This window comes from Pseudoalteromonas sp. Ld20, from assembly GCF_045064175.1.
In the GTDB taxonomy this organism is placed as follows: domain Bacteria; phylum Pseudomonadota; class Gammaproteobacteria; order Enterobacterales; family Alteromonadaceae; genus Pseudoalteromonas; species Pseudoalteromonas neustonica.
In genome coordinates this window covers 74,778-99,711 of the sequence record NZ_JBISHB010000046.1, presented here as the reverse complement: position 1 = coordinate 99,711, position 24,934 = coordinate 74,778, and the positions used below count along the sequence as shown (strand labels likewise).

At 40.7% G+C, this 24,934-nt stretch carries 19 protein-coding genes and 3 pseudogenes; 16 read left to right on the top strand and 6 right to left on the bottom strand.

What is annotated here, in order from left to right:
* Nucleotides 1-51 precede the first annotated feature (51 nt).
* The 5 genes from ACJJVX_RS20675 to ACJJVX_RS20655 form a co-directional block, all read right to left on the bottom strand.
* A complete protein-coding gene (locus ACJJVX_RS20675; protein WP_405633315.1) occupies nt 52-1,335 on the bottom strand; it encodes a sensor histidine kinase in 1,284 nt (427 codons plus the stop codon).
* Entirely contained in the window at nt 1,335-2,714 is a 1,380-nt protein-coding gene (locus ACJJVX_RS20670) for a sigma-54-dependent transcriptional regulator (protein ID WP_405633313.1), read from the bottom strand. The genes ACJJVX_RS20675 and ACJJVX_RS20670 overlap by 1 nt, the downstream gene beginning before the upstream one ends.
* Before the next feature lie 67 nt (nt 2,715-2,781).
* A complete protein-coding gene (locus ACJJVX_RS20665) occupies nt 2,782-5,235 on the bottom strand; it encodes an ABC transporter permease (RefSeq protein ID WP_405633311.1) in 2,454 nt (817 codons plus the stop codon).
* A gap of 1 nt (nt 5,236) precedes the next feature.
* Nucleotides 5,237-5,992, bottom strand: coding sequence for an ABC transporter ATP-binding protein (locus ACJJVX_RS20660; protein ID WP_054454372.1), 756 nt, complete (start codon nt 5,990-5,992; stop codon nt 5,237-5,239).
* A complete protein-coding gene (locus ACJJVX_RS20655; RefSeq protein WP_170173297.1) occupies nt 5,989-7,266 on the bottom strand; it encodes an efflux RND transporter periplasmic adaptor subunit in 1,278 nt (425 codons plus the stop codon). The genes ACJJVX_RS20660 and ACJJVX_RS20655 overlap by 4 nt, the downstream gene beginning before the upstream one ends.
* A 338-nt stretch (nt 7,267-7,604) precedes the next feature.
* Between ACJJVX_RS20655 and ACJJVX_RS20650 the strand changes: the two genes are divergently transcribed.
* The 16 genes and pseudogenes from ACJJVX_RS20650 to ACJJVX_RS20575 all read left to right on the top strand — a co-directional run.
* Nucleotides 7,605-9,251 (top strand): methyl-accepting chemotaxis protein, encoded by a 1,647-nt coding sequence (locus tag ACJJVX_RS20650; protein WP_054205878.1) that lies wholly within the window; start codon nt 7,605-7,607, stop codon nt 9,249-9,251.
* Nucleotides 9,252-9,528: 277 nt separating this feature from the next.
* Entirely contained in the window at nt 9,529-10,770 is a 1,242-nt protein-coding gene (locus tag ACJJVX_RS20645; RefSeq protein WP_054205879.1) for an OprO/OprP family phosphate-selective porin, read from the top strand.
* Between the two features lie 13 nt (nt 10,771-10,783).
* Nucleotides 10,784-11,764, top strand: coding sequence for a tripartite tricarboxylate transporter substrate binding protein (locus ACJJVX_RS20640; protein ID WP_054205880.1), 981 nt, complete (start codon nt 10,784-10,786; stop codon nt 11,762-11,764).
* 11 nt (nt 11,765-11,775) lie between these two features.
* On the top strand, nt 11,776-12,246 hold the full coding sequence (locus ACJJVX_RS20635; RefSeq protein WP_054205881.1) for a tripartite tricarboxylate transporter TctB family protein: 471 nt from the start codon (nt 11,776-11,778) through the stop codon (nt 12,244-12,246).
* A gap of 3 nt (nt 12,247-12,249) precedes the next feature.
* A complete protein-coding gene (locus ACJJVX_RS20630; RefSeq protein WP_054205882.1) occupies nt 12,250-13,794 on the top strand; it encodes a tripartite tricarboxylate transporter permease in 1,545 nt (514 codons plus the stop codon).
* 17 nt (nt 13,795-13,811) lie between these two features.
* Nucleotides 13,812-15,434, top strand: coding sequence for an ATP-binding protein (locus ACJJVX_RS20625; RefSeq protein ID WP_405633420.1), 1,623 nt, complete (start codon nt 13,812-13,814; stop codon nt 15,432-15,434).
* An 88-nt stretch (nt 15,435-15,522) separates the two neighbouring features.
* Nucleotides 15,523-16,245 (top strand): response regulator, encoded by a 723-nt coding sequence (locus tag ACJJVX_RS20620; RefSeq protein ID WP_054205883.1) that lies wholly within the window; start codon nt 15,523-15,525, stop codon nt 16,243-16,245.
* A gap of 40 nt (nt 16,246-16,285) precedes the next feature.
* Nucleotides 16,286-16,516 (top strand): annotated as a pseudogene (locus tag ACJJVX_RS20615) (hypothetical protein); the annotation flags it as partial.
* Nucleotides 16,517-17,015: 499 nt separating this feature from the next.
* Nucleotides 17,016-17,813 carry a hypothetical protein gene (locus ACJJVX_RS20610; RefSeq protein ID WP_054205885.1) on the top strand — a complete coding sequence of 266 codons (798 nt, stop codon included), beginning with the start codon at nt 17,016-17,018 and terminating at the stop codon, nt 17,811-17,813.
* Between the two features lie 109 nt (nt 17,814-17,922).
* Complete coding sequence (locus ACJJVX_RS20605) at nt 17,923-18,897, top strand: transposase (RefSeq protein WP_054205886.1); 975 nt, start codon at nt 17,923-17,925, stop codon at nt 18,895-18,897.
* Between the two features lie 451 nt (nt 18,898-19,348).
* Nucleotides 19,349-19,873 (top strand): hypothetical protein, encoded by a 525-nt coding sequence (locus tag ACJJVX_RS20600; protein ID WP_405633305.1) that lies wholly within the window; start codon nt 19,349-19,351, stop codon nt 19,871-19,873.
* A gap of 346 nt (nt 19,874-20,219) precedes the next feature.
* Entirely contained in the window at nt 20,220-20,819 is a 600-nt protein-coding gene (locus ACJJVX_RS20595) for a hypothetical protein (protein WP_054205889.1), read from the top strand.
* Nucleotides 20,820-20,910: 91 nt separating this feature from the next.
* Nucleotides 20,911-21,890: pseudogene (locus tag ACJJVX_RS20590) on the top strand (IS3 family transposase); the annotation flags it as partial.
* Nucleotides 21,891-22,186: 296 nt separating this feature from the next.
* Nucleotides 22,187-22,438, top strand: a complete 252-nt coding sequence (locus ACJJVX_RS20585; RefSeq protein ID WP_405633302.1) for a hypothetical protein — start codon at nt 22,187-22,189, stop codon at nt 22,436-22,438.
* Nucleotides 22,439-22,948, top strand: a complete 510-nt coding sequence (locus ACJJVX_RS20580) for a hypothetical protein (protein ID WP_054205891.1) — start codon at nt 22,439-22,441, stop codon at nt 22,946-22,948.
* A 153-nt stretch (nt 22,949-23,101) separates the two neighbouring features.
* Nucleotides 23,102-23,356 (top strand): annotated as a pseudogene (locus tag ACJJVX_RS20575) (transposase); the annotation flags it as partial.
* A 680-nt stretch (nt 23,357-24,036) separates the two neighbouring features.
* Here the strand turns inward: ACJJVX_RS20575 and ACJJVX_RS20570 are convergent.
* Nucleotides 24,037-24,885: a chemotaxis protein gene (locus ACJJVX_RS20570; protein WP_405633299.1), complete on the bottom strand. Its 849-nt coding sequence runs from the start codon at nt 24,883-24,885 to the stop codon at nt 24,037-24,039.
* Between the last annotated feature and the right edge of the window lie 49 nt (nt 24,886-24,934).

Below are 24,934 nucleotides of genomic sequence, written 5' to 3'. Positions count from 1 at the left end.
CGTTAGATTACCAAGCTATTGCTTTTAAGCCAATAAAATGAAGAGGATTCTTTATTTCGGTAAGGTAATTAATACGCGTGTACCTTGGCAATGAGGATTGGCTAATAACTGTAGTTGACCACTTTGGTTACGAATAAGTTCGCGGCTTATAACTAAGCCTATGCCAGCTCCTTGTTCTTTAGTTGAATAAAAGGGCACAAATAGGTTGTCGGGATTTGTAATACCAGTACCGCTATCGAGTAGCTCAATAATGACCTTATCACTTTGCTGCTGCCAATTAAGTGTTGGTGCGTGTTTGCTTCCTGCTTCAAAAGCGTTTTTAATTAGGTTTATTAGTGCTTGTTCTAACTGCCCAAGATCAACATTAAAGTGCTGAATCTCAGCGGCTTTAATGACGAGCTGTGGAAATAAAGCATGTAATCTAAGGTTAATTGTCTCGTTCGTCACCGCTTGTTTTTTTGCTGCAGGTAACTGCGAAAATGCGCTGTAGCTGGCCACAAAGTCGAGTAAATGCTGAGCACGTTTTTCAATTACTAGCAGCATGTCGCTGGCTAAGTCAGGCTCTTTATTGATCTGCCCTTGCTGTTTCATCAGTTGCAATGATTGGCTCATTGAATAAATTGGGGTTAGAGAGTTTCTTACCTCATGATTAAGAACCCTAATTAAGCGTTGCCATACCTGCTTTTCATTGGCACGTAATTGCTGCTCGATAGAAAATAAAGTGAGTAGTTCATAGCTTCGCCCGGCGCGCCAAAAAGTTTGTGATGAAATATGAAAACGCTGCTCAAAGCGTGATTCATCGTTTTGTTGCCAATTGCCTTGGCTGTAAGTGAGGCCGAGATTGTTAGCTGTTAAACCATCAATGGTTGGGTTGGTTAAGCTATTTAAAAATGCTTGATTGGTAAAATATATAAGCCCGTGAGGGTCTAAAATAACAATGGGTAAATCAAGCATGCCAACAAACTCAAACACAAACTCTTCGGTTTGCATATAATGGCGTTTATTTTTAGCAATTTTGTTTCTGAGCTTATTAAAATCAGTTTTTAGACCGCTAATACGCCCGCCTTGATATTGCGCTAAATGCCAGCTGTTACTTTCATCGTTCGCTAACGCATCTAATTGCAGGCCAAAGCGATCTATCACATCAGTAATGAGTCGGTAGCATTTAACTAAACCGCCTATCGCAAGAGCTGCTATTGGTAATAAAATGCTGGCGCTGGTAAACCAATCAACATCCCATGCAATGGCGAGCAAGCCGCACAGTAAGAGTAAGACTGCGGCAACTAAATAAATATACCGCTTAATACGTTGTTCAAATGAGAGCGCGTTTGGCATTAACTGTCTGCTTCTTTTAAATCGAGCTGATGCTTATCAATACGACGATATATGGCCGACTTACTGAGCCCTAAAAACTCGCCTGCGGCAATGACATTGCCATTAAATTCGGCCAGTGCTTTTTGAATCATTTGTTTTTCAAGCTCTTCCAGTGGCAATAAAGGTAATGATTTATCACCTGCTGTACTATGACTGACCTCACTGCTGGGTTGTTCTAAAATTAAATCATTGGCTGTAATGTTGTCGTTATCGCTCATGATCACGGCGCGTTCAATACAATGGCTAAGTTCGCGTACATTGCCCGGCCAACTGTATTGCGTGAGGGCAGTCATTGCGTGTGTCGTGAGTGTCATATTTGTGCGTTTATATTTTCTACCATGAGTTGTGAGTAGGTGGTTTGCCAGCTCAATAATATCTTCTACTCGTTCGCGCAGTGGTGGAATATGTAGCTCAATAGTGTTGAGCCTGAATAGTAAGTCGCGGCGAAATTCTCCCGCTTCAATCGCTTTGGCAAGTTCTGCATTGGTGGCAGCAATAATCCGTACATCGGCTATTTGCGTTTGGCTTGAGCCTAATACTTCAAACTCTTGGCTTTCTAGCACACGCAGCATTTTACTTTGCAGTTCAAGCGGCAGGGTGGCTATTTCATCTAAAAATAAGGTACCGCCGTTGGCTATTTCAAAGCGGCCTAGGCGGTCTTCTTTGGCATCGGTAAACGCGCCTTTTTTATGGCCGAATAACTCGCTTTCAAATAATGAGGGGGCAATAGCGCCAATATTTACGCTCACGTAACGTTGTTCACAACGGTTAGAATGCTGATGAATATACTGTGCTAATAAGCTTTTTCCGGTGCCATTTTCACCGGTGATTAAAATACTGGCATCGGTTTTTGCTGCGCGTTTAGCGCGTGTAAGTAGTTGCCGCATAGCGGGGGAATTGGCAATGTAATCGGCATTTTTAGTGGTGTTTAAGGCTTTTAAACAAGCATTGTCGTGGCTGGTTTTTTGCTGTTTGAGTTGCTGTTGTACTACCGCCGTTAAGCGCAAGTTGTTCCACGGTTTTTCTATAAAATCTAGCGCGCCTAATTGCATCGCTTTTACGGCAACATCAACACTGGCCCATGCGGTCATTACCACCACGGGTATTGTTGAGCCAAGCGACTGTAGTTGTTTTAAAAATCGCAGCCCTTCGTCGCCTGAGGTGGTGTCGAGTTTAAAATTCATATCTAGCAATATCAGGCTAATAGTACTGCTATTAATTAGCCCCAGTGCCTGCTCTGGGCCTTGTGCTTCAATGCATTGATAGCCAATTTGATTTAACGCCACGATGGCGGCCATGCGCACATCGGCTTGGTCGTCGATAACTAAAATTGTGTCCATTTTGTTCTTCTTGTTTCAAGCAAAAGCAAATTGCTTTGCTTTTGCTTGGTGGGTAAACAATATTCGCTTAGTCGTTACGAAGCGCGGCCATAGGTTTGGCTTTAATTAACAGCAATAGTGGTCTAAAGCAGGCAAACATGGCAATAATCAAGGTAATTGTCCATGCTATTAATTGTAGTCGCACGTCCATAATTAACCACGATATTAGCTGTTCTTGTAGCATAAAGTAACCCGCCAATACGGTTGCTATGGCCAGAATAAAGCCAATGAGCACGGGAATAACAGCTTCTTTACTCATGAGTTTAAATAAGCGTATCTTTTTAGCGCCGAGCGCCATGCGAATACCAAACTCATAACGGCGCAGGCCTAAGTTATAGCTCAACACGCCAAAGATGCCTATTGCTGCTAATAATAGAGTAAATAATGCCAAGGTACTACATAGTGCAACGGTTAGGTGGCTCATATACAATAAATCATCGTACTCTTGTTGTAAGTCTCTAAATTGCCATAACGTTAGGTGACTATTGGCTTTTCTTAATAAACTTAAAACTTGCTTACTGGTAAGCTCAACACCTTGCTCTGTTTCAATAACAAACATATAGCTCCAAGGCTGTGCCGGCCACCACATATGCCGACCAAATGATTCATCATAATATTTAGGATGGTTAAAATCCTCCGTTATGCCGACAATTTCAAACATTTTATCTTCAAGGCCTTTGTAGCTTTTACCGATAACATTTGTGTACTCTTGATCGGGTAATAGCCATTTAGCGACACTGATAGATACCAATAGCTCGTTAGTTTCACCGCGCATTGCTTGCTCACTAAAAGTACGCCCAGCGAGTATTTTTGTGCCCACTAAATCAAAGTAATCAGGCCCGACCCACTGGCTTGGGAAGAAGATTGAGCTTTTACCTTCAACATCGGTCAAGGTATTGGCATTTTGCCTTGCGGATACCGGGCTTTGCCCAATAGCAACATCTTTAATGCCCTCACTATTTTGTAATACTTTTTGATACTGCTTAATTTGCTCGTAGCGCTCAGCCAGTGTTGCATTGTTATTGGTTTGAAATAACTGTGCAAAGTACAGGTTTTGAGTGTCGCTACCCAGTGGGCGATTAATGGTGTCGAGTGCTTTGCTAACAATCATAATTGAAAAGCTAACTAATAAAGCGGCCACAAACATTTGTGTGCCAATTAGTATACGCACAGTACGCCCAGATACTTGCGACACGCCGCCTTTGCCACTGTTTTGCATTTGGCTATTTAAGGTTTTGTAGTTAACTAAACGTGCGGTAATCATCGAAAATATATACGCGAGAGCAATGCACATAACTACCGCAATCAGCACCAAATTAAGGTCAACAGCCAAGCTGTTTACTAATGGTAAACGTCCTTCTGCAAGTACTTTAAATAACCGAATACCCCAAATAGATAAAAACAAAGCAATACTGACCGATATGCTCATTAAAATGAGTGATTGCAGTAAAATGCTGCTAAATAAAGTTTTACGTTTTGCGCCCAGTACGGCTTGCAGTGCTAAGGTTTTATGTTGTGCTAATGCGCGCGAGAAAAACAAGGTACTGACGTTCAGTACAGCGATGATCAATAGCCCTACTGCACCTGCAAGCATCATTAAACTAAGTTGATCATTATTACCAAGTTCAACTTCGCGATACGGTGTAACAACGGGCTTTACATCAGTTATACCGCCATTATTAAGCCACTGGGATTTAATCGTATCAATTTGAGCTTTTAAGTCGGTTTTTACTTGCTCGTTAGTGACGCTAGGTTTTAATACTGCAATCAGTTTTAAGTTTCTAAAGGTGTTGGTCCACGGGCTTTGCCAGTCATCATTATGGAAAAATCGACGGTCAGAACTGGTTGGATACCACACATCAACAGAGCCCGCTTTAATCATGTAGGGTGGGCTGAAATTAGCCGCTACAACCCCCGTTATTATATGCCCATCACCTTCAATCTCACTGGCTGTTTTTAAGGACTTACCAATTACATCAGGGTCACTATTAAAATGTTCTTTCCAGAACTTCTCTGAAATGACCGCGCTATTATCAGCTTCCTCTAAAGTTCCGCCCTTTTTAAAGCCATGTCCGAGTAAAAAAGGAGTATGTAGGAGCTCAAAATATTCACCACCCACATACAGCACATCCTTTTTTGGTTGGCCGTCTAAGTATAAAAAAACATTTTCAGCGGCATTCATCATAAAAGCTTGCTCAAAGCTTTGGTTGTTTTTAAGCCAGTGCACAATTGACTGGTAACTTTGAAAGCCAACCGCATCATAGTCGTCATAGGTTAGGCTTTGCTCAACCACCACCATGCGGGTTTCGTCAAACACATCAAGGGGTTTTAAAAAGTAACTATTAACCAGGCTTAGCACTACAAATAACGTTGCGAGAGTGAGCGCCAAGGTGGCAACAACGGCGGTAACAAACCCCGGTGCGTTCATCAGTGATGCCCACGCCAAGCGCAGTTGACTACGTGTTTTAGTTAAACGGCTCATGTTAAATTACCTCGGCAGTATTAGCGGGTACAGCGCTGGTATTTTCAGTGTGTGCATCTTGGCGCGCCTGCGAATACGAGATAATTTCGCCATCGAGTAATTTTAGCTGAGTTTTTGCACGTCCTGCGTAACGTAAATCATGGGTTACCATACAAATGGTGGTGCCTTTTTGGTTTAGCGCATCAAGTAAGTCCATCACTGCATCACCATTTTTAGAATCGAGGTTACCGGTTGGCTCATCGACCAATAAAATACTTGGTTTACCGGCAAGGGCGCGGGCAATGGCAATACGTTGTTGTTGCCCACCAGATAGCTGGTTTGGTTTATGCTGAGCACGATGCCCCATTTCAACTTCATCAAGCGCATGCTTTACCGCACTTTGAATATCGGCTTGGCTCATAGCTGGTTCTCGATAAGTAAGCGGAAGCGCCACGTTATCAAACACCGAGAGTTCATCTATTAAATTAAAAGACTGAAAAATAAAGCCAATGTGTAAATTACGTAGCTCTGCTTGTTGGTCCATATCAAGGGTTTTAGTATCGACGCTTTTAATTAAATATTGCCCTTCGGTAGGGCTGTCGAGTAAGCCAAGTAAAGACAGTAGCGTTGATTTACCACACCCTGATGGACCACTAATGCAGATGTAATCGCCTTGCGTTATAGCAAGGTCAATATTCTTTAAAGCGTAGGTTTCAACACTTTGGCTGCGGTAAACCTTGGCGATATTTTTTAATGAGATAAGCGTATTTGCGTTCATAAACTTTCCTGTTCTATTTTTATAGTTGCCAAATGCTGCCATTTAGAGAGATCTGAAATGATCAGCTGTTCACCCACTTTTGCGCCGCTTAAAAGTTGAATTTTGTTATCACTGAGTGTACCAAATTCAATTTTAGTTGGGTGGGCTAAATGAGTGGTGGGGTTGAGCTTAAAAAGCATGGCATTGCTATTTGCTTGTGCTTTTATGGGTAAATTAATGGTCAGCGCGTTCGGTATGATGTGACTTATTACATAGCCTTCAATGCTTAAGTCGGGGCGAGCGTTAGCTGGCAGCGTACCTGTTAAATCAAGCTCAATCATTACACGGCCGTCACTGACGATAGGGTCAATACGAGTGACTTTAGCCAACACTTCGCTACTTTCACCTGCGCTAAATGTATTTACTTTAGCGGGCATATTTAACGCTATTTTTTCAGCTTCACTTTGTTGAATACTCAATTCAGCCTTAAGGGCTGTATCAGAGCCAACGACGGCAAGCCGTGTGCCCGGCGTGAGATTTTGACCAAGCTCTACATTAAGTGCTTGCAGCATGCCATCAATCCCTGCGGTTATTTGTAAATCATTAAAAGCTTGTTGTTGTACTTGGTAATTTAGTTCAAATTGGCTCAATAGCTCTTGCTGAATTTTGCTGCGTTCATGGTGCATATCGGCTAATTGGGCTAAGCGCTGTTTTTCAATATCTACACGTTGTTCTAGCTGTTTAACGGTTAATAAACTGCGTTTGTAATCAAGGCTAGAGACAATACCTTGCTCGATCAATTTACTTTCGGCCTCTGCACGCAGCTGGGCACTTTCAAGATCGCTTTTTAAAATAGTCAGGTTTGCTTGGCGCTCTAGCAGTTGACTTTTTTGATTGATTATTTGTTCGTTAACGCTGGCTTTTTGCCTCGCTAACTCTAACCGTGCGACTGATAAACGCTGCGCTTGAAGTGGATTTACGAGGCTTAAAATAACCGTGTCTTTACTAACTCGCGTGCCAGGGTAAACATGAATTGCTTCGACCATGGCGGTATCAGTATTGGTTAAGTAACGCTGGTGCTTTGATTTTAAGCGGCCAAACCCACGAATTTTTACCACAAAGTCAGCTTGGGTTACGCTGGTAATTTGCAGCTGACTGGCCGCTAATGAATGAGGAGCAAGCCACTGCTGTAAAGCAAAAGCAATTAATCCGCAGCCAATAATCAATAAACCAATAATGAGCTTTTTACGCGACGTTGGTTTATTACTTCGCGCTAAGGTGCTGTCTATATCCATGGTATGTGTTATTCGTTATCAAAAATAATTAACCAGATAAAGCCAGTTTTATGCCAAAGGTTAACTTATTGAAAATAAATAAATTAAATATTTATGGATGCATGGGTTTTCCCATCGATGGGAATATGAATTTAAAAATGGGAGTAAAGTGATTTTTAAATATTGATGTAGTCGCGGCCTTATTCAGCCCTCAAAATTAATCTTTCCAAAATGGCTGTTGTTTTGTTCTTTTTGGGCTTTTTGTTCATTTAATTTATTTGTCTTTTCAGGTACATAACGTTATTTTTTATTGCTGTCCTCGTATTTCCTTCTGCCTGTAAATCAATAAGTGATCAAAAATGAGTCAATTAATAAATAACCTTAGCTTTAGGGTTAAATTTGCTATTCCTGTGGTTGTTGCCCTAGTTATATTTTCTGTGTTGTCAGGGTATGTTCTTTATACATTTAAAGAGCAGGCACGTCTTAATAGCTTTATAAGTTTAGAGGTGCGCACTGTACTTGATGATCTAGAAGATGGTTATCGCGATCTATTCCAAGTAAAAACCGCTGGCTTAAGCATGGTGTTAGGCCAAGGCGATAAGCAAAACTATTTAATTCAGCAAGACGAATATAGAAGCAATATAGCGCGTGTAGATGCTCGTCTTTCAAGTCCATTAAAGCTGGTTGATTCAGGTTACATCGATGCGATAAATGCACAGCGAATCGATAATATAAAAGCCGATGTAGTTATTTGGTCTCGTTATTATCAAGGGTTATTTAGTGATCATGCTTTAGCAGCAAGTTATTTAGCTGAACATAAACAAGATATGGAAACGGTGCTTGGCCGCATTCGCAAAAACGTTACTACCATGCGTGATGAAATAGACGCTAAACTTTCAAATTCACTCATTGAGATTGACGAGCAACAAACCTCGGCAAGTTATGCACTGCAATTTGGCATGTTATTAAGTTTTGTATTATCGATTGCTGCTACGTGGTTGTTATCAGGCGTTATTTTAGCGCCATTAAAGCAAATGCAACTCGCACTTGAAAACATAGCTTGCGGGCAAGGTGATTTAACCCAGCGTTTAAATATTGAATCGCAAGATGAAATGGGTTCATTAGCGCGTTCATTTAATACTTTTATAAGTAAAATTCATAACACGGTACTTGCAGTTGTTGGTTCGGCTGAGCAGGTACGCACTGAAACGGCAAACTTACGTACTATTACAGCCAGTGTGCTAAACGAAGCCAGTAATCAGCAAGTTGAAAGTGAGCAGGTGGCTGCGGCGGTTAATGAAATGAGTACCACCAGCGATAATGTTAGCCATAATGCTAACGATGCAGCGAGCGCTACAAGCAACGCAAATAACGATGCAAACGTGGCAAAAGCGACTATCGAAGAAACTATCTCGTTAATTAATCAGCTTGTAACCGACATTTCAGCATCAAGCGATGTAATAAACACCCTAGAGCAAGATGTGATGAACATTGCCACTGTGCTTGATGTTATTCGCGGGATTGCCGATCAAACAAATTTACTCGCACTAAATGCAGCCATTGAAGCCGCTAGAGCCGGTGAGCAAGGACGTGGTTTTGCTGTGGTTGCTGATGAAGTGCGCTCGTTAGCGAGCCGTACACAAGACAGCACTGGTGAAATTAATGCCATGATTGAAAAGCTTCAGCAAGGTACTAATCAGGCTGTTAGTGCAATGCAAGCGAGCACTAAAAGCGGGCAGCAAACTATTGAGCACTCTCGCGGGGCGGCGCAATCGGTGCAGCGCATTAATGATGCCGTCACCATCATTAATGATATGAACATGCAAATAGCTACAGCGGCGACGCAGCAAAGCCAAGTGAGTGAAGACGTGAATATCAATGTGCAGCGCATCGCTACATCAAGCGGTAATATGCTCGAAAAAGTAGATCATGCTGAACGTGCATGCCAAGCATTGGCGCAGCAGTGTCAACAGCTAGACAACTTAGTAAGCAACTTCAAAGTATAAGTAATGAAGGGGCTTGAGTATATGCTGCCCCTTAATCCGCTTAAATTAGCTAATCCCCGTTAAATAATAGATGACTATCAATGAGTTATTGCTCGTTCTTTTTGTGCATATTGTGCGTGGTTTTTATGCGCTAAATGCATTTTAAACAGATCAATGCAGCTTAACTTCTAAACATTTCGTTAATCTCACGTTAACACTATGCTCGAAGTTAGATGGCAGTGTGCAGTAGCTCATCTTAATGACAACAAAACTAAAATAATTGGTGTGGAGTAAAACAATGAAAGCAAGTAATACACAACTGGCGTTAGCTGTTGCAGCAGCGTTAGCAAGTACCTCTGTGTTGGCCGACAACGATACACAAAAACTACAGCAGCAATTGGATGAGCTACAAAAAGAAGTCGACTCAATGAAAGGCAATAAAGCATTTGACCTTGAGTTTGGTGGCCGCGTTCAGCTTGATTACAATTACTTTAATGGTGCATATAACGCAAATAATGACGGTGATGCTGGCAGTGATTTTTTCCCGCGCCGTATTCGTACGTACGTGGAAAGTGAGCACGGTAATTGGGATCACAAATTATTGCTTGAGTTTGGCGAGGGCACAGCTGAAATCGTGATGGCGCGTGTGCGTTATGCATTCGATAACGGCCTAAAAGTGAAGGTGGGTAAAATCCGTGAAGATATGTCGCTTAATGCGTTAACGAGTTCTAAGCATATCAACACGATTGAGCGTAGTACCTTAGCAAATACTTTCTCACCGTTTTTCCGTTGGGGTGTATCGGCTTATCAATATTTTAAAGACAGTGGCGTGCGTTATGCCGTTGGTGTGTATAAAAACGATGCATTTGGTGCATCAGGCCATGATGAAGATGATAACTTAACACTTGCCGCAACAGGGCGTTTAACGTGGTCGAGCGCGTCGCCGGGCGATGTTATTCACCTAGGTGCGTGGCATTCATATCGTGATATGGGTGGTAATGAATTAGGGGCGCGTTTTGCCCGTGGTGAAATTCGCGAAACCAATGTGCGCTTGGTGGATTACGCTGTTGGTGGTGATGCTGTCGCATTAGATAGTTTATCGCAAACAGGTCTTGAGTTTGCTTTTCAAGCTGACTCACTCACTCTTGAGGCCGAATACGCCAGTCGTTCACTTGATGCCGTAAATAGCGCCGACGCCCTTGATGGTGAGCGCTTTGATGGTTTTCATGTATCAGCCAGTTACTTTTTAGGGGGCGAGCAGCGCCAGTACAAAGCGGGTTCTGCGTTATTTGTACAGCCTAAAGGCGTTAAAGACGCATGGGAACTTGTTGCTCGTGTATCGCAAATGGACGCAACAAGCAGTACGCAAGGCACTGAAGTAACAACTTACACATTAGGCACTTCTTACTACATTAGCAGCGACATTAAATTTATGGGTAACCTTATTTACAGCGATGTAGAAGGCCCAGGAACAATCGCGCTTGTAGGTGATGAAGATTCGGGTATGGGCTTTAGCGCACGTATGCAGTACTTATTTTAAGAGGTAGCGGAACATGAATTTATTCAAATCATTTAAATCAGTTAAAACGACGGTGCTTGCAGCATCGCTCATATTAAGCAGTCCATTTGCACTGGCCGATATTCACTTTTTAGTACCCGGTGGTCCTGGCGGCGGTTGGGATACAACAGCACGTGGTGTAGGCGAAGGCTTAGTAAAAGCAGGTATTGAAGATAATGCCTCTTTTCAAAATATGTCGGGTGGCGGTGGTGGCCGTGCAATCGCATATTTGATTGAGTCAGGGACTAAAAAAGGCGATATTTTAATGGTTAACTCAACACCTATCGTGTTGCGTGCATTAACGGGTAAAATTCCGTATAGCTATCGCGATCTAACGCCTGTTGCCAGCATGATCGCCGATTATGGTGCATTTGTTGTACGTAATGATTCGCCATTTAAAACGTGGCAAGATGTGATCGCCTCAATGAAAAAAGACCCAAGCTCGGTAAAAGTAGCCGGTGGCTCGGCGCGTGGCAGCATGGATCACTTAGTTGCAGCGCAAGCGGTTAAAGCCGCAGGCCTTGATGGGCGCAGGTTACGTTATATTCCTTATGATGCAGGCGGTAAAGCAAAAGCTGGTTTACTATCTGGCGAAGTTAACTTGCTTTCAACGGGTCTAAGCGAAGCGTTAGAAGTGGCTAATGGCGGTCAAGCACGTATTTTAGCTGTGACCTCAGGGGATGCACTACCTGATTACCCTGAAATCCCAACACTTAAATCACTAGGTTATGACATGGAATTTGTGAATTGGCGTGGCTTTTTTGCAGCTCCCGATTTACCAGCCGACAAACTGGCAGAATACACTGAAAAATTACGTAAGCTACAAACAACACCTGAGTGGGAAGTGGTCCGTGCGCGTAATGGTTGGTTAAACCTGTTTCAAGAAAAAGATCAATTCATTAAGTCACTCGAAGCACAAGAAGCACAGCTCAAAGTCGTGATGGAAGAGCTTGGTTTTATTCGCACATTACGTTAATCGAGGCGCCAATGTTGAACCGCGAATTACTAGGGCCAAGTTTATTCTTGGCGCTATTTACCCTATACGCCATTATTGCATGGCAAATTCCGTTACTCCCATTTGAAGAGTATGAAACAGTGACCTCAGCCACCTTACCTAAGGTGTATGCGGCATTTGGTATTATTGTGTGTTTACTGTCGATAGCAGCAACCTTGCTAAAGCCAAAAGAGCAACCAAGTGATGAGCAGCAAACACTTGAAAAATCGAATGTACTGCGCACAGTGGCATTGCTAATTTTAATGGTGTTATACAGCGCTATGCTAGAGCCAATTGGTTTTTTACTCTCAACCAGTGCGTTTTTGTTAATAGGCTTTTTTGTGATGGGCGAGCGCCGTAAAGCAGTTTTATTACTGGCCTCAATTCCTGTTGCTGTGGTGTTTTGGTTTTTAATGACCCAAGTGCTGGGCATTTATTTGGTTCCTGGCAACCTGTGGAGTTAAGTTATGTTTGATGGAATTATGCTGGGCTTGTCGACCGTACTCGACTGGAACAACTTACTTTATGTGATCATAGGGTGTTTTGTTGGTACTTTTATCGGCATGTTGCCGGGCTTGGGCCCTATTACCGCTATTGCATTGATGATCCCCATTACTTACAGCATTGGTGCTGATTCGGGTATGATTTTAATGGCTGGTGTGTATTACGGCGCAATATTTGGCGGTTCAACCTCGTCTATTTTAATAAATGCACCAGGGGTTGCTGGGACCGTAGCGTCTTCCTTTGATGGCTACCCACTTGCAAAGCAAGGTCACGCTGGTAAAGCATTGGCAATTGCTGCCTATTCCTCCTTTATTGGTGGCACAATTGGCGCAATATTATTAATGGTGGCCGCGCCGCTGTTGGCAAAAGTGTCGCTGAGCTTTCAATCTCCCGATTATGTCGTGCTGATGTTTTTAGGTTTAACAGCAATCGCAGCATTTTCAAATAAAGGGCAATTTTTAAAAGCCATGATGATGACCGTATTTGGTCTTATGTTGGCAACAGTCGGTATTGATCCGTCCTCAGGTACTGAGCGCTTTACTTTAGGCCAAGCTGATTTACTTGATGGTATTAGTTTTTTATTGGTGGCTATGGCAACTTTTGCTCTGGCTGAAGCACTTATTAATGTTACACGTCCGGAGAAAAAAGACGTTAAGGGCATTAATGATTCAGACACACCACAAATAGGCTCAACCAAATTAACTAAAGAAGAAATTAAAGATATAGCCCCTGTTATTGGTCGCTCGTCTATTCTTGGTTTTATTGTAGGTGTATTACCGGGCGCAGGAGCAACGATTGCCAGCTTTATGGCTTATGCAACTGAGCGAAACTTAGCGCCTAAAGGCCTAAAAGAGAAATTTGGTAAAGGGTCATTGCGCGGTTTAGCAGCGCCAGAGTCTGCCAATAATGCAGCATGTACGGGATCATTTGTACCATTACTGACATTAGGCATCCCAGGTTCAGGTACAACTGCGATTATGCTCGGTGCATTAATTGCCTACGGTATTCAACCGGGTCCTATGTTAATGCAAGAAAACCCTAGCGTGTTTTGGGCGGTGATTGTAAGCATGTACTTTGGCAATATTGTGCTACTTATTTTGAACTTGCCGTTAATCCCGTATTTTGCAAAAGTACTGGCAATGCCAAAGTCTGTTTTGACTGTGATGATTTTGTTCTTTAGCTTAATTGGCGTGTATCTCGTCTCCTTTAATACTTTTGATTTATTTATGATGGTGGGCTTTGCTATTGTCGCTTTAGTCTTGCGGTTACTGGCTTTCCCAATGGCACCATTACTACTAGGCTTTATTTTAGGTGACATGATTGAGCGTAATTTCCGCCGCTCTATGATGATTTCTGACGGCTCGTTAAGCTTTTTGTGGGAGCGCCCGCTGACATTGAGTATTTTTGTTATTTCAATATTAGTGTTGTTATTCCCATTAAAAGACTTTATAACCCAGCGTCGTGCAGATAAAGCCGCGCTTAAAGTGAAATCAGAGCATGCATCGTGAGGTAGGCTGAGGTAATGATGAAATACACCAAAAAACTAAATCCATTGCAAAGCATGGTTAAAAAGCCCAAGCGCTTAGAAACGCGATTAATTATTTGGGTAACCGGGTTATGCGTACTTCAAGCATTGATGTTTGGTGGATTGGTGTATCAGATTACCGCGCAAAGCTTAAACGACCACATAGGTGATAAAGCCCTTGCGGTGGCGACCAGTATTGCTGCGAGCAACAATGTTGTTCAAGCATTAAATAATCCGCAAAAATTAACCGCTATCAATCAAGAGATCGAAAATCTGCGCCAGCTCACTGGCGCAGATTTTATTGTTATAGGCGATAAAAATGCCCATCGAGTTGTTCACCCAGATAGCAATAAACTCGGTAAGCGCATGGTTGGTGGTGATAGCCAAGCGGCCTTGCAGGGAGAGCGTTATATCTCTATTGCCAAAGGCAGTTTGGGAGAGTCAATTCGTGGCAAGGTGCCTGTGTATGATGCGCAGGGGGATATTATCGGGTTGGTGTCGGTTGGTTTCTTGGTGCAATCGATTGAACCTTTGATTCAAGAACGCATTGTAGAGGTGATGATTTGGGGAGTTTTACTGGTTATTTTGAGCATTATAGCGGCGGTGCTTATTGGGCGGCGCGTTAGAAATGCCATATTTGGTTTACAACCTGACGAAATTGCGCGGTTATTCTCAGAGCAAGATGCCATTTTAAACACCATGCGCAGCGGTGTCATAGCTCTAGACCCCGATGGTCGAGTGCGCAAATTAACCCAAAGAGCTTGCGAGATTTTAGACAAACCTACCGCCTGTATAAATCAAGATTTAATGCTAAGTGACTTACTCCCTGAGCATGCTGAGTTCTTGCTGCGTAATCAACGTCGTAAAATGGTTGGTTTTGAACTGTTTGCAGCGGATAAACGCTTAGTATTGTCGCGGTTTTCATTGCAAGTACAAGGTCAGGCAGATGGCATATTATTAACATTGCGTCCTGCCGATGAGCAGGAGTATTTAAGTCAGCAATTGACTAAGGTACAAGCGTTTGCAGAGCTTTTACGTGTACAAACACACGACTATTCAAACAAATTAAATTTAATTGGCGCACTGATCCAAATGGGAAAGAGCGATGAGGCAATTGAGCTGATCGGCCAAGAAAGTCAAGGCTCGCAAGCACAAATACACCATTTGTTAGAGCATATTCAAGACCCCGTGCTCGCAGGTTTGTTGGTGGGTAAATACCACAAAGCGCGCGAACTCAATGTTACGTTGGAATTAAACCCAGATAGTCTACTCGGTGCAATAGCCCGTACCGAGATGCTCGAACGAGTGGTATCAATACTGGGTAATTTGATCGATAACGCCATTGATGCGGCAATTAGAGCAAGTAACGAACGCACACCGTATGTAAGAGTTACCGTTGATGAAACCAGTAAAACGCTGTTATTCGATGTCGAAGACAGTGGTTTTGGTGTTGGCGATGATCACGAAGTGATATTTACGCCACAATACAGCTCTAAAGCCGGGGCAGAACACGGTATTGGTTTATATTTAGTAAAGACCAATTTGGACTCCTGTGGAGGGAGTTTAGAAATTGGTGAATCAGATTTAAAAGGCGCACGACTAAGCGTTTATATTCCTAAATAACGTAATTTAGGGTAACAAGCCGTGGTAAAGCAAATAATAATAAAACTAAATGCGGCACATTAGCAATGCTAAAAATGAGTAATAAACAATGACATATTCAGTAGTTATCATCGAAGATGAAATAGAAGTCGCACAACTTTTGGCGCAATATTTATTGCTACCAAATGGTGTGGCGGGTAATCAAGCTGCAAGGCAAAGCCAGCGTCAAGGCCAGTATCAGGTTGTGGGTATTGCTGCAAACCTAAGCACGGCAACGGCCTTGTTGCATGCGATAGAGCCAGACCTTATTCTACTCGATATTCATTTACCAGATGGCAATGGCCTTGAGTTATTAAGTGACTTACGCCGACGTGCAATAAAAAGTGATGTTATGTTGCTTACTGCAGCCAAAGAAGTCGAAACTCTTGAAAAGGCCATGCAGCTTGGTGCCTGTGACTTTTTAGTTAAGCCGCTGATGCTCAATCGCCTTGATCAAGCATTGGCGCGTTTTGAAGCGCGTCAACGTTGCCTATCAGACGCAGACGAAGTCACGCAATCTATGGTGGATACGTTATTTGGCTCAAATGAGCAAAGTAAAGCGGTGGTAAGGCTCCCTAAAGGGGTTGATCAGCTTACGCTGAAAAAGATTATGGATGCATTTAAAAATAATCAAAAAACACCATTTACTGCCCAGCAAATGGGCGATTTAGTGGGAGTGAGTCGCTCTACAGCAAGGCGTTATCTTGAATATTTACTAGAGGCTGAACAAGTCAGCGCCGACCAAAGCTATGGCAGTATTGGTCGGCCTGAACGTTGCTATAAAATGGGTTAGTGATGTGGCAAAGCGGCTTAGGTTAATCTCTGGCGCTTTGCTTGCTGGACGTTGTATACGAGAAGGTAAACGTGGGTATATTGAAAGCACACATTTACCTTTACTAGAAAGAGTCAATATTTCCCCAGAAAACTGGTTAAAATTGACCACGCAATTTACGCGCGTATTTCATGGCGTAGTAGGCAGGGCATCTTCATAAGAAAGTTACTGTGAAAATCTACACAGAAAACGGCGAGCAAATATAGGTAACTGCGAAAAGTTGCTGGCATAAAGTTAAAAGTCCCCAGTAAAAAGTTAAAACTGCAACTATGCAGTCATTTTCATGCGTGCAATTTAAGCTTAAGAGGACAAGTAACTCATTTAATGGGTGAAATGAAAGTAACGCAGCAGTAAAAGATAAACTCATAACCTAAAAAGTAAATTTAAAGGAGCAGCTGTGTTGGTGCTATTAAAGTGGCTGTCTAGTTTATAGTTTACTGGCGAAGACCTTCGTGCACGTTTTATTGAAAAGTAATCTATCGCTAAGCTGTTTAAACGAATAAAAATAGTTGGCTTTTTCTTGTGAATTTAACATTGCAGTATGGTTACAATATGGTTACAGTATGGTTGTTTAGTGTAATATTTGAGCTGTATAATATACGCCGTTTTGGGGGGGGTTATAACCCCCCCCCCCCCAAAAAAAAAGGTGCTGTTCAATACGCTTTTTTTTGATTTATGCCTATCTTCTTAGGGAAGTGTTTTTAATAAATGGGCAAATAAGGAAATTAAATATGTTAAAAAAAATATTCATGATCTTGCTTTTCTTTTCTCAATCAGTGTTTGCTGGAGATAAAATAGCAACGACTTGTCATGGTTGTAATTCCAATGATATGAAGATACGAGCTGGAAATGTAGGCTGGGGTGAGCACGGACAAACAATAAATGTATTAGATTTTACACAATCAAAAATTGAAACTTATGAAAACTACACAGAATGGGATCAAGAGCACGGGTATGTGAGTCATCGTGAAATTATTAGAGTTAAAACCTCGGAAACGGATAAAAAAATATTTCAAGAAGTTAGTGATGCCCTTAATGAATTAGGAAATAATACATCTTCAAGCATAGCCCCCCCAGATGTCATTAATAACGTCTGGGATTTGCCAAATTATTCTAGAAATAAAAATAATTTAACAGACTATATTAAAGATCAACTTTGGGTTAGTTCAATAACAATCGAAGCAGTAAAAGATAAAGCTAGAAAATTAGGTTTTCTATCTGGTGAGTTAAACAAATATTGGTTACCTACTGCTAATGGAGGAAAGGTACTTTTTTCTATGAAGATAGATGGGGGAATAATTATTATAGAACTTCTGGAAGCAAGAGATAGTGACAATAATACCGTACCATTTAAAGTAAGTGATATTGGAACATACAAATTTAACAACCATAGTAATATTGGGGCTGCATCTGGTGCATTTTCAAGATTTGGGTTTTCTACAAGTATTAGAGTTGGCGCAGTAACAATTATAGACTGCGACAGTAGTGGGAAGTGCAGGCAAGTACCACCACCTAAATCAACAGATTAAAAAACAAAGGTGAAAAGGTAAGGTGAAAAGGTGACACCCATTCTAAAGTTTGTATTTTTTATATTTTTCACTAACTTTTAATTAGTGTAAAATATAATCAGGGTGTCACATGGCAATTGCAAGAAAGCGTCAAGTAAGTTTGGTTGATACAAAGTATTATCACTGTATTTCACGTTGCGTTCGTCGTGCTTTCTTGTGCGGTGAAGACCGTTTTACAGGGAAGTCATTTGAGCATCGCAGAGGGTGGGTTGAAGACAAACTGCTCAGTCTAGCCAAGGTATTTTGTATTGACGTTTGCGCTTATGCGGTAATGAGTAACCACACGCATTTAGTGCTGTATGTTGATGATAAAAAAGCAGAGCGCCTTAATGATAAAGCCATTATTATCCGTTGGCATAAACTCTGTAAGGGCACCGTGCTCACCAATAAATACATTCAGGGTGAAAAAATTAGCGACGCCGAGCGGTTCTTTTTAGATAAAACCATTACCGAATACCGCGAGCGCTTAACCAGTATTAGTTGGTTTATGCGACAGTTAAACGAAGATATCGCCCGCAAAGCCAATAAAGAAGACGGGTGTACAGGCCGATTCTGGGAGGGAAGATTCAAATCACACGCATTATTAGATGAAGCCGCCATAGCTGCATGCATGGCCTATGTCGATTTAAACCCAATTAGAGCCAAAATGGCGAATACCCCAGAAGAGTCAGCCCACACCAGTGTACAAAAACGCATTGAAAGTGCAAAGGACGGCAAACAACCCAAACAACTCCTGCGCTTTGCAGGGATGCCCAGGCAGCACATGCCCAAAGGATTACCGTTTGAGCTAAAGTCTTACTTAGAATTAGTAGAGCTCACAGGGCGATGCTTGCGTGAAGACAAACGCGGCCACATTGAAGAGGCGAACTTACCACTTTTAGCGCGCATCAATATCTCCCCTGAAAACTGGTTAAAACTCACCACACACTTTACCCGCGTATTTCATGGCGCAGTGGGTAGACCGTCATCACACGCAGGTTACTGCGAAAATTTAAACAGAAAACGACGCAGCAACCTCAGCAACTGCGAAAAACTACTGGCGTAGTGTTAACACTCATTTAAAACTAAAATTGCTCTTCAAGGGAAAAGCGTATGTGCCCGCAATGTAGACTCCTGCATTTTTGAATTTAGCCAAATTCAGTGAAACCGTGTTTAGATCGTGATTATGTCGAAAATGTTCACTTACTGATGACTTCAAGCGATGTGTTTGTTGTTTTGCTTCCAATGAATGATTGCGATGGGTGTTAACTTAAGTTTTCAAGGTGCGCATAAAGTTTTTGCTAATGCCGATGGTGTGGATGGAACTGGAAATAATGCACCCATATCAAGGCATACAATAAGTTCTTCTCGTACTGCAAGAGATAGCTTACGTGTGATATCTTCTCAAGCACGTTTACTAAGAACACCAGCTGAAATTACTAGTTATAACCGCAATTGGCTAAAACATTCTGCGTATAGGTTTGAATGGTCAGTTTCTAGTGCTTCAAGGAAATAGAATGTCAAAAAATAAAATGTTAGCTCTATTATGTTTAATAGTTAATTCACAGGTGTGCTTTTCAAGTTCGATTGAAAAGCCAGCTAGACCCATTTCAGCTGAAATATATACAATTTGTGATTCAGCATATTGTAATACGGGTGTTGTTTTAAAAAATAATACCGCATTTGAAATTAAGGTAATTTCAAATTACTTTGACGAAACTCATTTTACTGAGCATGCTTTTAATTTTTATAAGGCGAAAGATGTATATGCAACGAATAATCCGTTTGACAATCCATTACTGTTTCAAAATGTGGAGTTTACAAAACTCAAAGAAGACGCAATATTTAAACCTTTAGAAGTCAAAATTTACACTACGCTAATAAAAAGAGATAGATTGAATTTTGAAAAAGGTACTGAATATGTTGTTTATGCTGCTGATATGTATACTCGCTACATCATTAATGGAAACCAATCAACAATAAGGTCATTACATAGTAAGTTTGGAATAGTTGATGATTTACTTACCTTGCCTGATGATTAAACTAAGTGCTATTTATAGGGACGGGCCTTGCATTTTGCAGACCTGCCTCATTCTAAAGAATTAAGGCCCGAATTCATTATGCAAGTGCACCACTGACCATAACCCACCAATAAATATGACATTCTGAAATATTTGCTAATGTAGTAAGTGCGACCAAACTCATTATCGAGGGAATTCAGAATGTCTTACGAACATCTTAACAGTTTCGAACGAAAAGCTATCTACTATTGAAAAAACAAAGATGACACCCATTCTAAAGTTTGCTTTCGGTGAATAATTAAGATGGGTGTCAACTTAAATTCGGGTCTAGGTAAAAATTCAAATAGCTTTGTGGATAGTTATAAAGATGCGAAATCAAGAATTGACTAAAATTTTATTTATACCAATATTAATTGCTATTTTTTTAGCTTTTTTCTTTATTGAATCTTATAAAGAAAAAGAAAAGTGCAGGTTAACGTTGGCTAATTTAAACTCATTTTTTGAGCTTAGTAACTCTCCAGTAAAAAAAGGTGCAAATATTATAAGTGATGGTTCTTACTTTGTATTTAAGACAGCAGGTGGAAATTCATTAATGTATTATTTACTTGTTGAAAAGAAAAATCGCTTTGAGTTGCATGAGTTCTTTCAGTTTGGAGGGTGGAAGTCTCAAAATTTAGAGGTTGGAGAAGGTCGATTGATTTTTGATAAGTTAAGAGCTCTATCTACTGAACCAGCTAGTGAGTCTAAATTATTTCATAGCTCTTGTGCTGTAACTGAGTATAGAGATGAAAACTCTAAGGTATTGAAATATACAAATGAATCACATCCTGTCTCAGTAAAGATAATTAATGAAATCTTTAGTAAAAGAGAGAGCGTCTTTAATCAGGAAGAGCACCTTTTCCGGATGAAAGATAGTCAAATTAACTATCTGAATAAGGATGTTTTCGCCGAGCTAGGAGAACGGTGAAAACAGAAATGAGGTGAATAGAGAAACAAAGATGACACCCATCCTAAAGTTTGCTTTCGGTGAATAATTAAGATGGGTGTCAACTTAAATTCTTACTCCTGAACAGCTGAGAATTCAGGAGCTTGAAGCTAAAGTTAATCGCCTTGAAAGAGAAAAAACAATTTTAAAAAAGGCTACCGCTCTCTTAATGTCAGACGAGATGAACAATATTCGTTGATAGACCAATTAAGTGAGTATGAGTCTGTGGAAATGGTCTGTAGCGTATTTAATGTTCCGCGTTCAAGTTATTATGATTTTAAGCAGCGTGTGACATCAATTAAACTTGAAGAGGTGCAACTTAGGTCAACGATTAATGAGTTATTTTCACTCAGTCGTGGAGCTGCTGGTAGCCGCATGTTGGTGGCGATGCTAAAAGACGCTGACTTACCTGTTGGCGTCTTTAAGGTACGCCGTATCATGCGTGACATGGGATTGGTCTGTAAACAACCTGGGCCTCATTCATATAAATTAGCGAAGGGGGAGCGGCCAGACATTCCAAACAGACTTAACCGTGAATTTGAAGTAAATAGCCCAAACCAAGTTTGGTGTGGGGATATTACGTATATATGGACGGGTAAGAAATGGTCGTATTTGGCTGTTATTATTGACTTGTTTTCTCGTCGTGTGGTTGGCTGGGCAATGTCTGATAAGCCTGATACTGACTTAGTTATTAAAGCATTAGATAGAGCATACGAACAACGAGGCAAACCATCTGGGCTGATGTTTCATTCAGACCAAGGGAGTCAATACAGCGCAAAAAGGTTTCAACAAAGGCTGTGGCGTTACCGTATAAAACAAAGTATGAGTCGCCGAGGGAATTGCTGGGATAATGCCCCGATGGAGCGCCTATTTAGAAGTTTAAAAACAGAATGGGTTCCCTCATTGGGTTATCGTAATTATCAAGAAGCTGAAAAAGATATTAGCTATTATTTGATGAATTACTATAACTGGCGCAGGCCGCATAGCCACAACCAAATGGTTGCCCCTGGTGTAGCCGAAGAAAAACTTAATTCACTGTCCGGAATTAGTTGACCACAACACACCTCCTTCAAATGAGGCGCAGATTGACCATATACGTGCTGTTGCGAACGGAGGAAACAAAGATGACACCCATCCTAAAGTTTGCTTTCGGTGAATAATTAAGATGGGTGTCAACTTAAATTAATAACAGCGAATTTAGAACTACCGCTGATCTCTTAATAAAAGATGCTGGGAAAATAGATGCAAAACTTAGTGAAATTATCAAAAACCCATCATCTATTAAAGTAATTGATACAAATGATGTAGGATTTGAAGGTACTTATAATACAATTACTGGTGAGATATCAATGACTACAACTTATTTAAATGGTAGTTCAGTGAGTGGTCTTATACACGAGATTTCACATTCATTTGGCGGGGAGCATCCGAATGGAGGTTACCATTTTAATAAAAAGGATATTAGTATTCGTGCTAATAATGCTCGGTATCGCCCTTTTTATACAGACACTCAGGCGTTAGACAGTCAAAGGTTAGATAGAGCTGCTCTATATAAAAATGTTTATACACTTGATTTTGTGCTTCAAAATAAGAGGTTATAAGTGATTGATAAATTAATACTGTTGGGGGGGGCTATTTTATCATCTCACACTATGTCCAGCATGGCTGCTGAACATAGTGTTGATTTGTATAATAAGGTCTATATTGATGTGACTTGTTCAGTGGTTAAAGGCATTGCTACTTTAAAGTTTCACAATATGACTGGCACCTATGTAAATATAGAAGGTGCAAATGACAAGTTCGGTATTTGGGAGTCGGATGCCATTAAAGTTGTTCAAAAGAAATCATATTCAGAGCATTACACACGTTGGGAATATGCTAGAAAGAACAAGTTTTCTAGTTATGAAGATAATGACCCTATATCGAGTTTAGTCCTTGCTCCATATTCAAAGCGAGAGTTTGATATTTTTTATGATAAAGAATTTGAATTAAAATCAGGCGACGAATACGTGTTATACCTAACATTTTCTGCTTATATAAATAGTTATCCGCTCGACTTTAAAGTCTTTAGGTCCAACAGGCTTTTGACCTCAAGCGATAATTGCTACTGATAGAATTAAAATGAGGTGAAGAAAAGTGAATAGGGTCACCCATTAGAGAGTTCCGGTCAAGCAGGCAGCTGTGTTTTCTTGATCTCTTTATTCAAAAAACCAAGTGTTGTTACTTTTTAAACTCACTTTAAATATGACTATGCATCCAGTAATGACGTTGGCAGGCTCAGTATTGATAATAACCGAGCAGAGCGAGCCATAAAACCGTTCGTAATAGGGCGTAAAAACTGGTTGTTCTCAAATACCTGCAATGGCGCGCATGCCAGCGCCATACTCTATAGCCTTGTTGAAACCGCAAAGGCAAATGATCTTGTAGTGCATGACTACATATCAACGTGCTTACAGCACCTTGCTGAGCAGCCCGGTGACCTTGAACCGCTATTACCTTGGAATATTAAGCAAGGCTAGGTGTCGTTAGCTATACGCTTACGCCAGTGTCGCTCAGGCGTTCATCTGAAAGCGAAACACCCTCATATATCGGTTGTCGCGATAAATCACGACCTACTGTTTTGCAATCAGTGTGCGGGTATTTTATTGTAGGTCAGGCTTTAGCCTGAAGGCATATACAGTATTCCCCAGAGCCCCATATACTCTTTTCTCAACGCATTCTTATTGTTAATCAGTGGTTTACAGCGTGTTCAGAATAAATTTAAATAAGAGTAATACCAATCTACTTAGAAACGGGGGTTATTTAATTTCAAGAAAATTGCGCTATAACGAGGCAAAAGTTTTTAACGACGTTATAGCGTGATTTAATTCGTTAAATTTTTCAAATATTTATTCAGATTAGTATAGCGATAGCTCATAACTTTACTTTGTTTATGAACTACTTTACTAACGCTATGTAGCTCACTAGTTTAATGCAATAGGTTTAGTATCGCTTTAGGTAATAATATCAATCGACTTAAATATTTAACCACTCTAGCGGGCTAAATAAAGCGCTAACTGTGTTATAAATTTTTCATGTAGAACAACTGCATGTCAAAATTTATGCCTTGTTATCACTGTATTTACCTGTCGCTATAAGTGGTCAGTAACTTAACACGATTGGTATAATAACAAAAAGCTCATATTAAAAATATGAGCCCCTAGAATAAACCATAGCCTTCTGTTTCTTCAGCATGCTGTTGGGCTAAGTGAGCGGGGCGAAATATAGCACTAGGATCTATGAGTACGCTGTGCTTACCTTCAAGCTTTATTAAGCCGCACATCATACTTTTAGTCTGAGGGTCTATATCAAAACCAATATCGGTTAGCTTATCAAGAGGTTTAATGTTCTCTTTTTGATAACTGATATTATCTTCAACTTTATCGACTAAAAGGCCTATATGAGGGGTTCGGCCATCTTTAGTGGTGAAAATAATGATAGGTTTATAGTCCAAAATTATTTGCTCTTTAGCGGATTCAAATAATCGAATTAGCTGCATAAAGCTATTGCTTCGCTCGTGGCTTAGTTCCTGTAAAGCCTGTTTAATCGCTCCTTGTTTAACTAATTGAATAATCATATTTGAGCGTTCATAAAGCCGCTCATAAGGAGTTTTAAAGCGCTCAATAATAGCTTGAAGATCTTCATTCTCGGTTTTAAAGTTGCTGTACCATTTAGTGAAGTTTGATTGTTGGATATCATCACTTTGATTAAATATTTGGTTTTGATTTATACTGTTTTCCAGTGCATTAAACCATTGATATTGCTTTTCTTCCCATTCGTTAAATAAGTTACTTAGTAGTTGATTACTTGCTTGGGTAGATTGTTTATTGAGAATGAGCCCTAGATCAAAGATTGGAGTAGGCGTTTCCATATAATCTTTAACGCCAATGAAACTTTTATTATCGTTTGGTAATGAGGTTAAATTATCTTCAAAGCGCTCTGTTAAAAGTATATCGAGAATCTTTAATGAAATAGTTTTCTGACCTACTCTAAAATTAATTAAATCCATACGTTCCTCACGTCCCAAATTAGTAATTTAAGGATAGAACATAATTTAG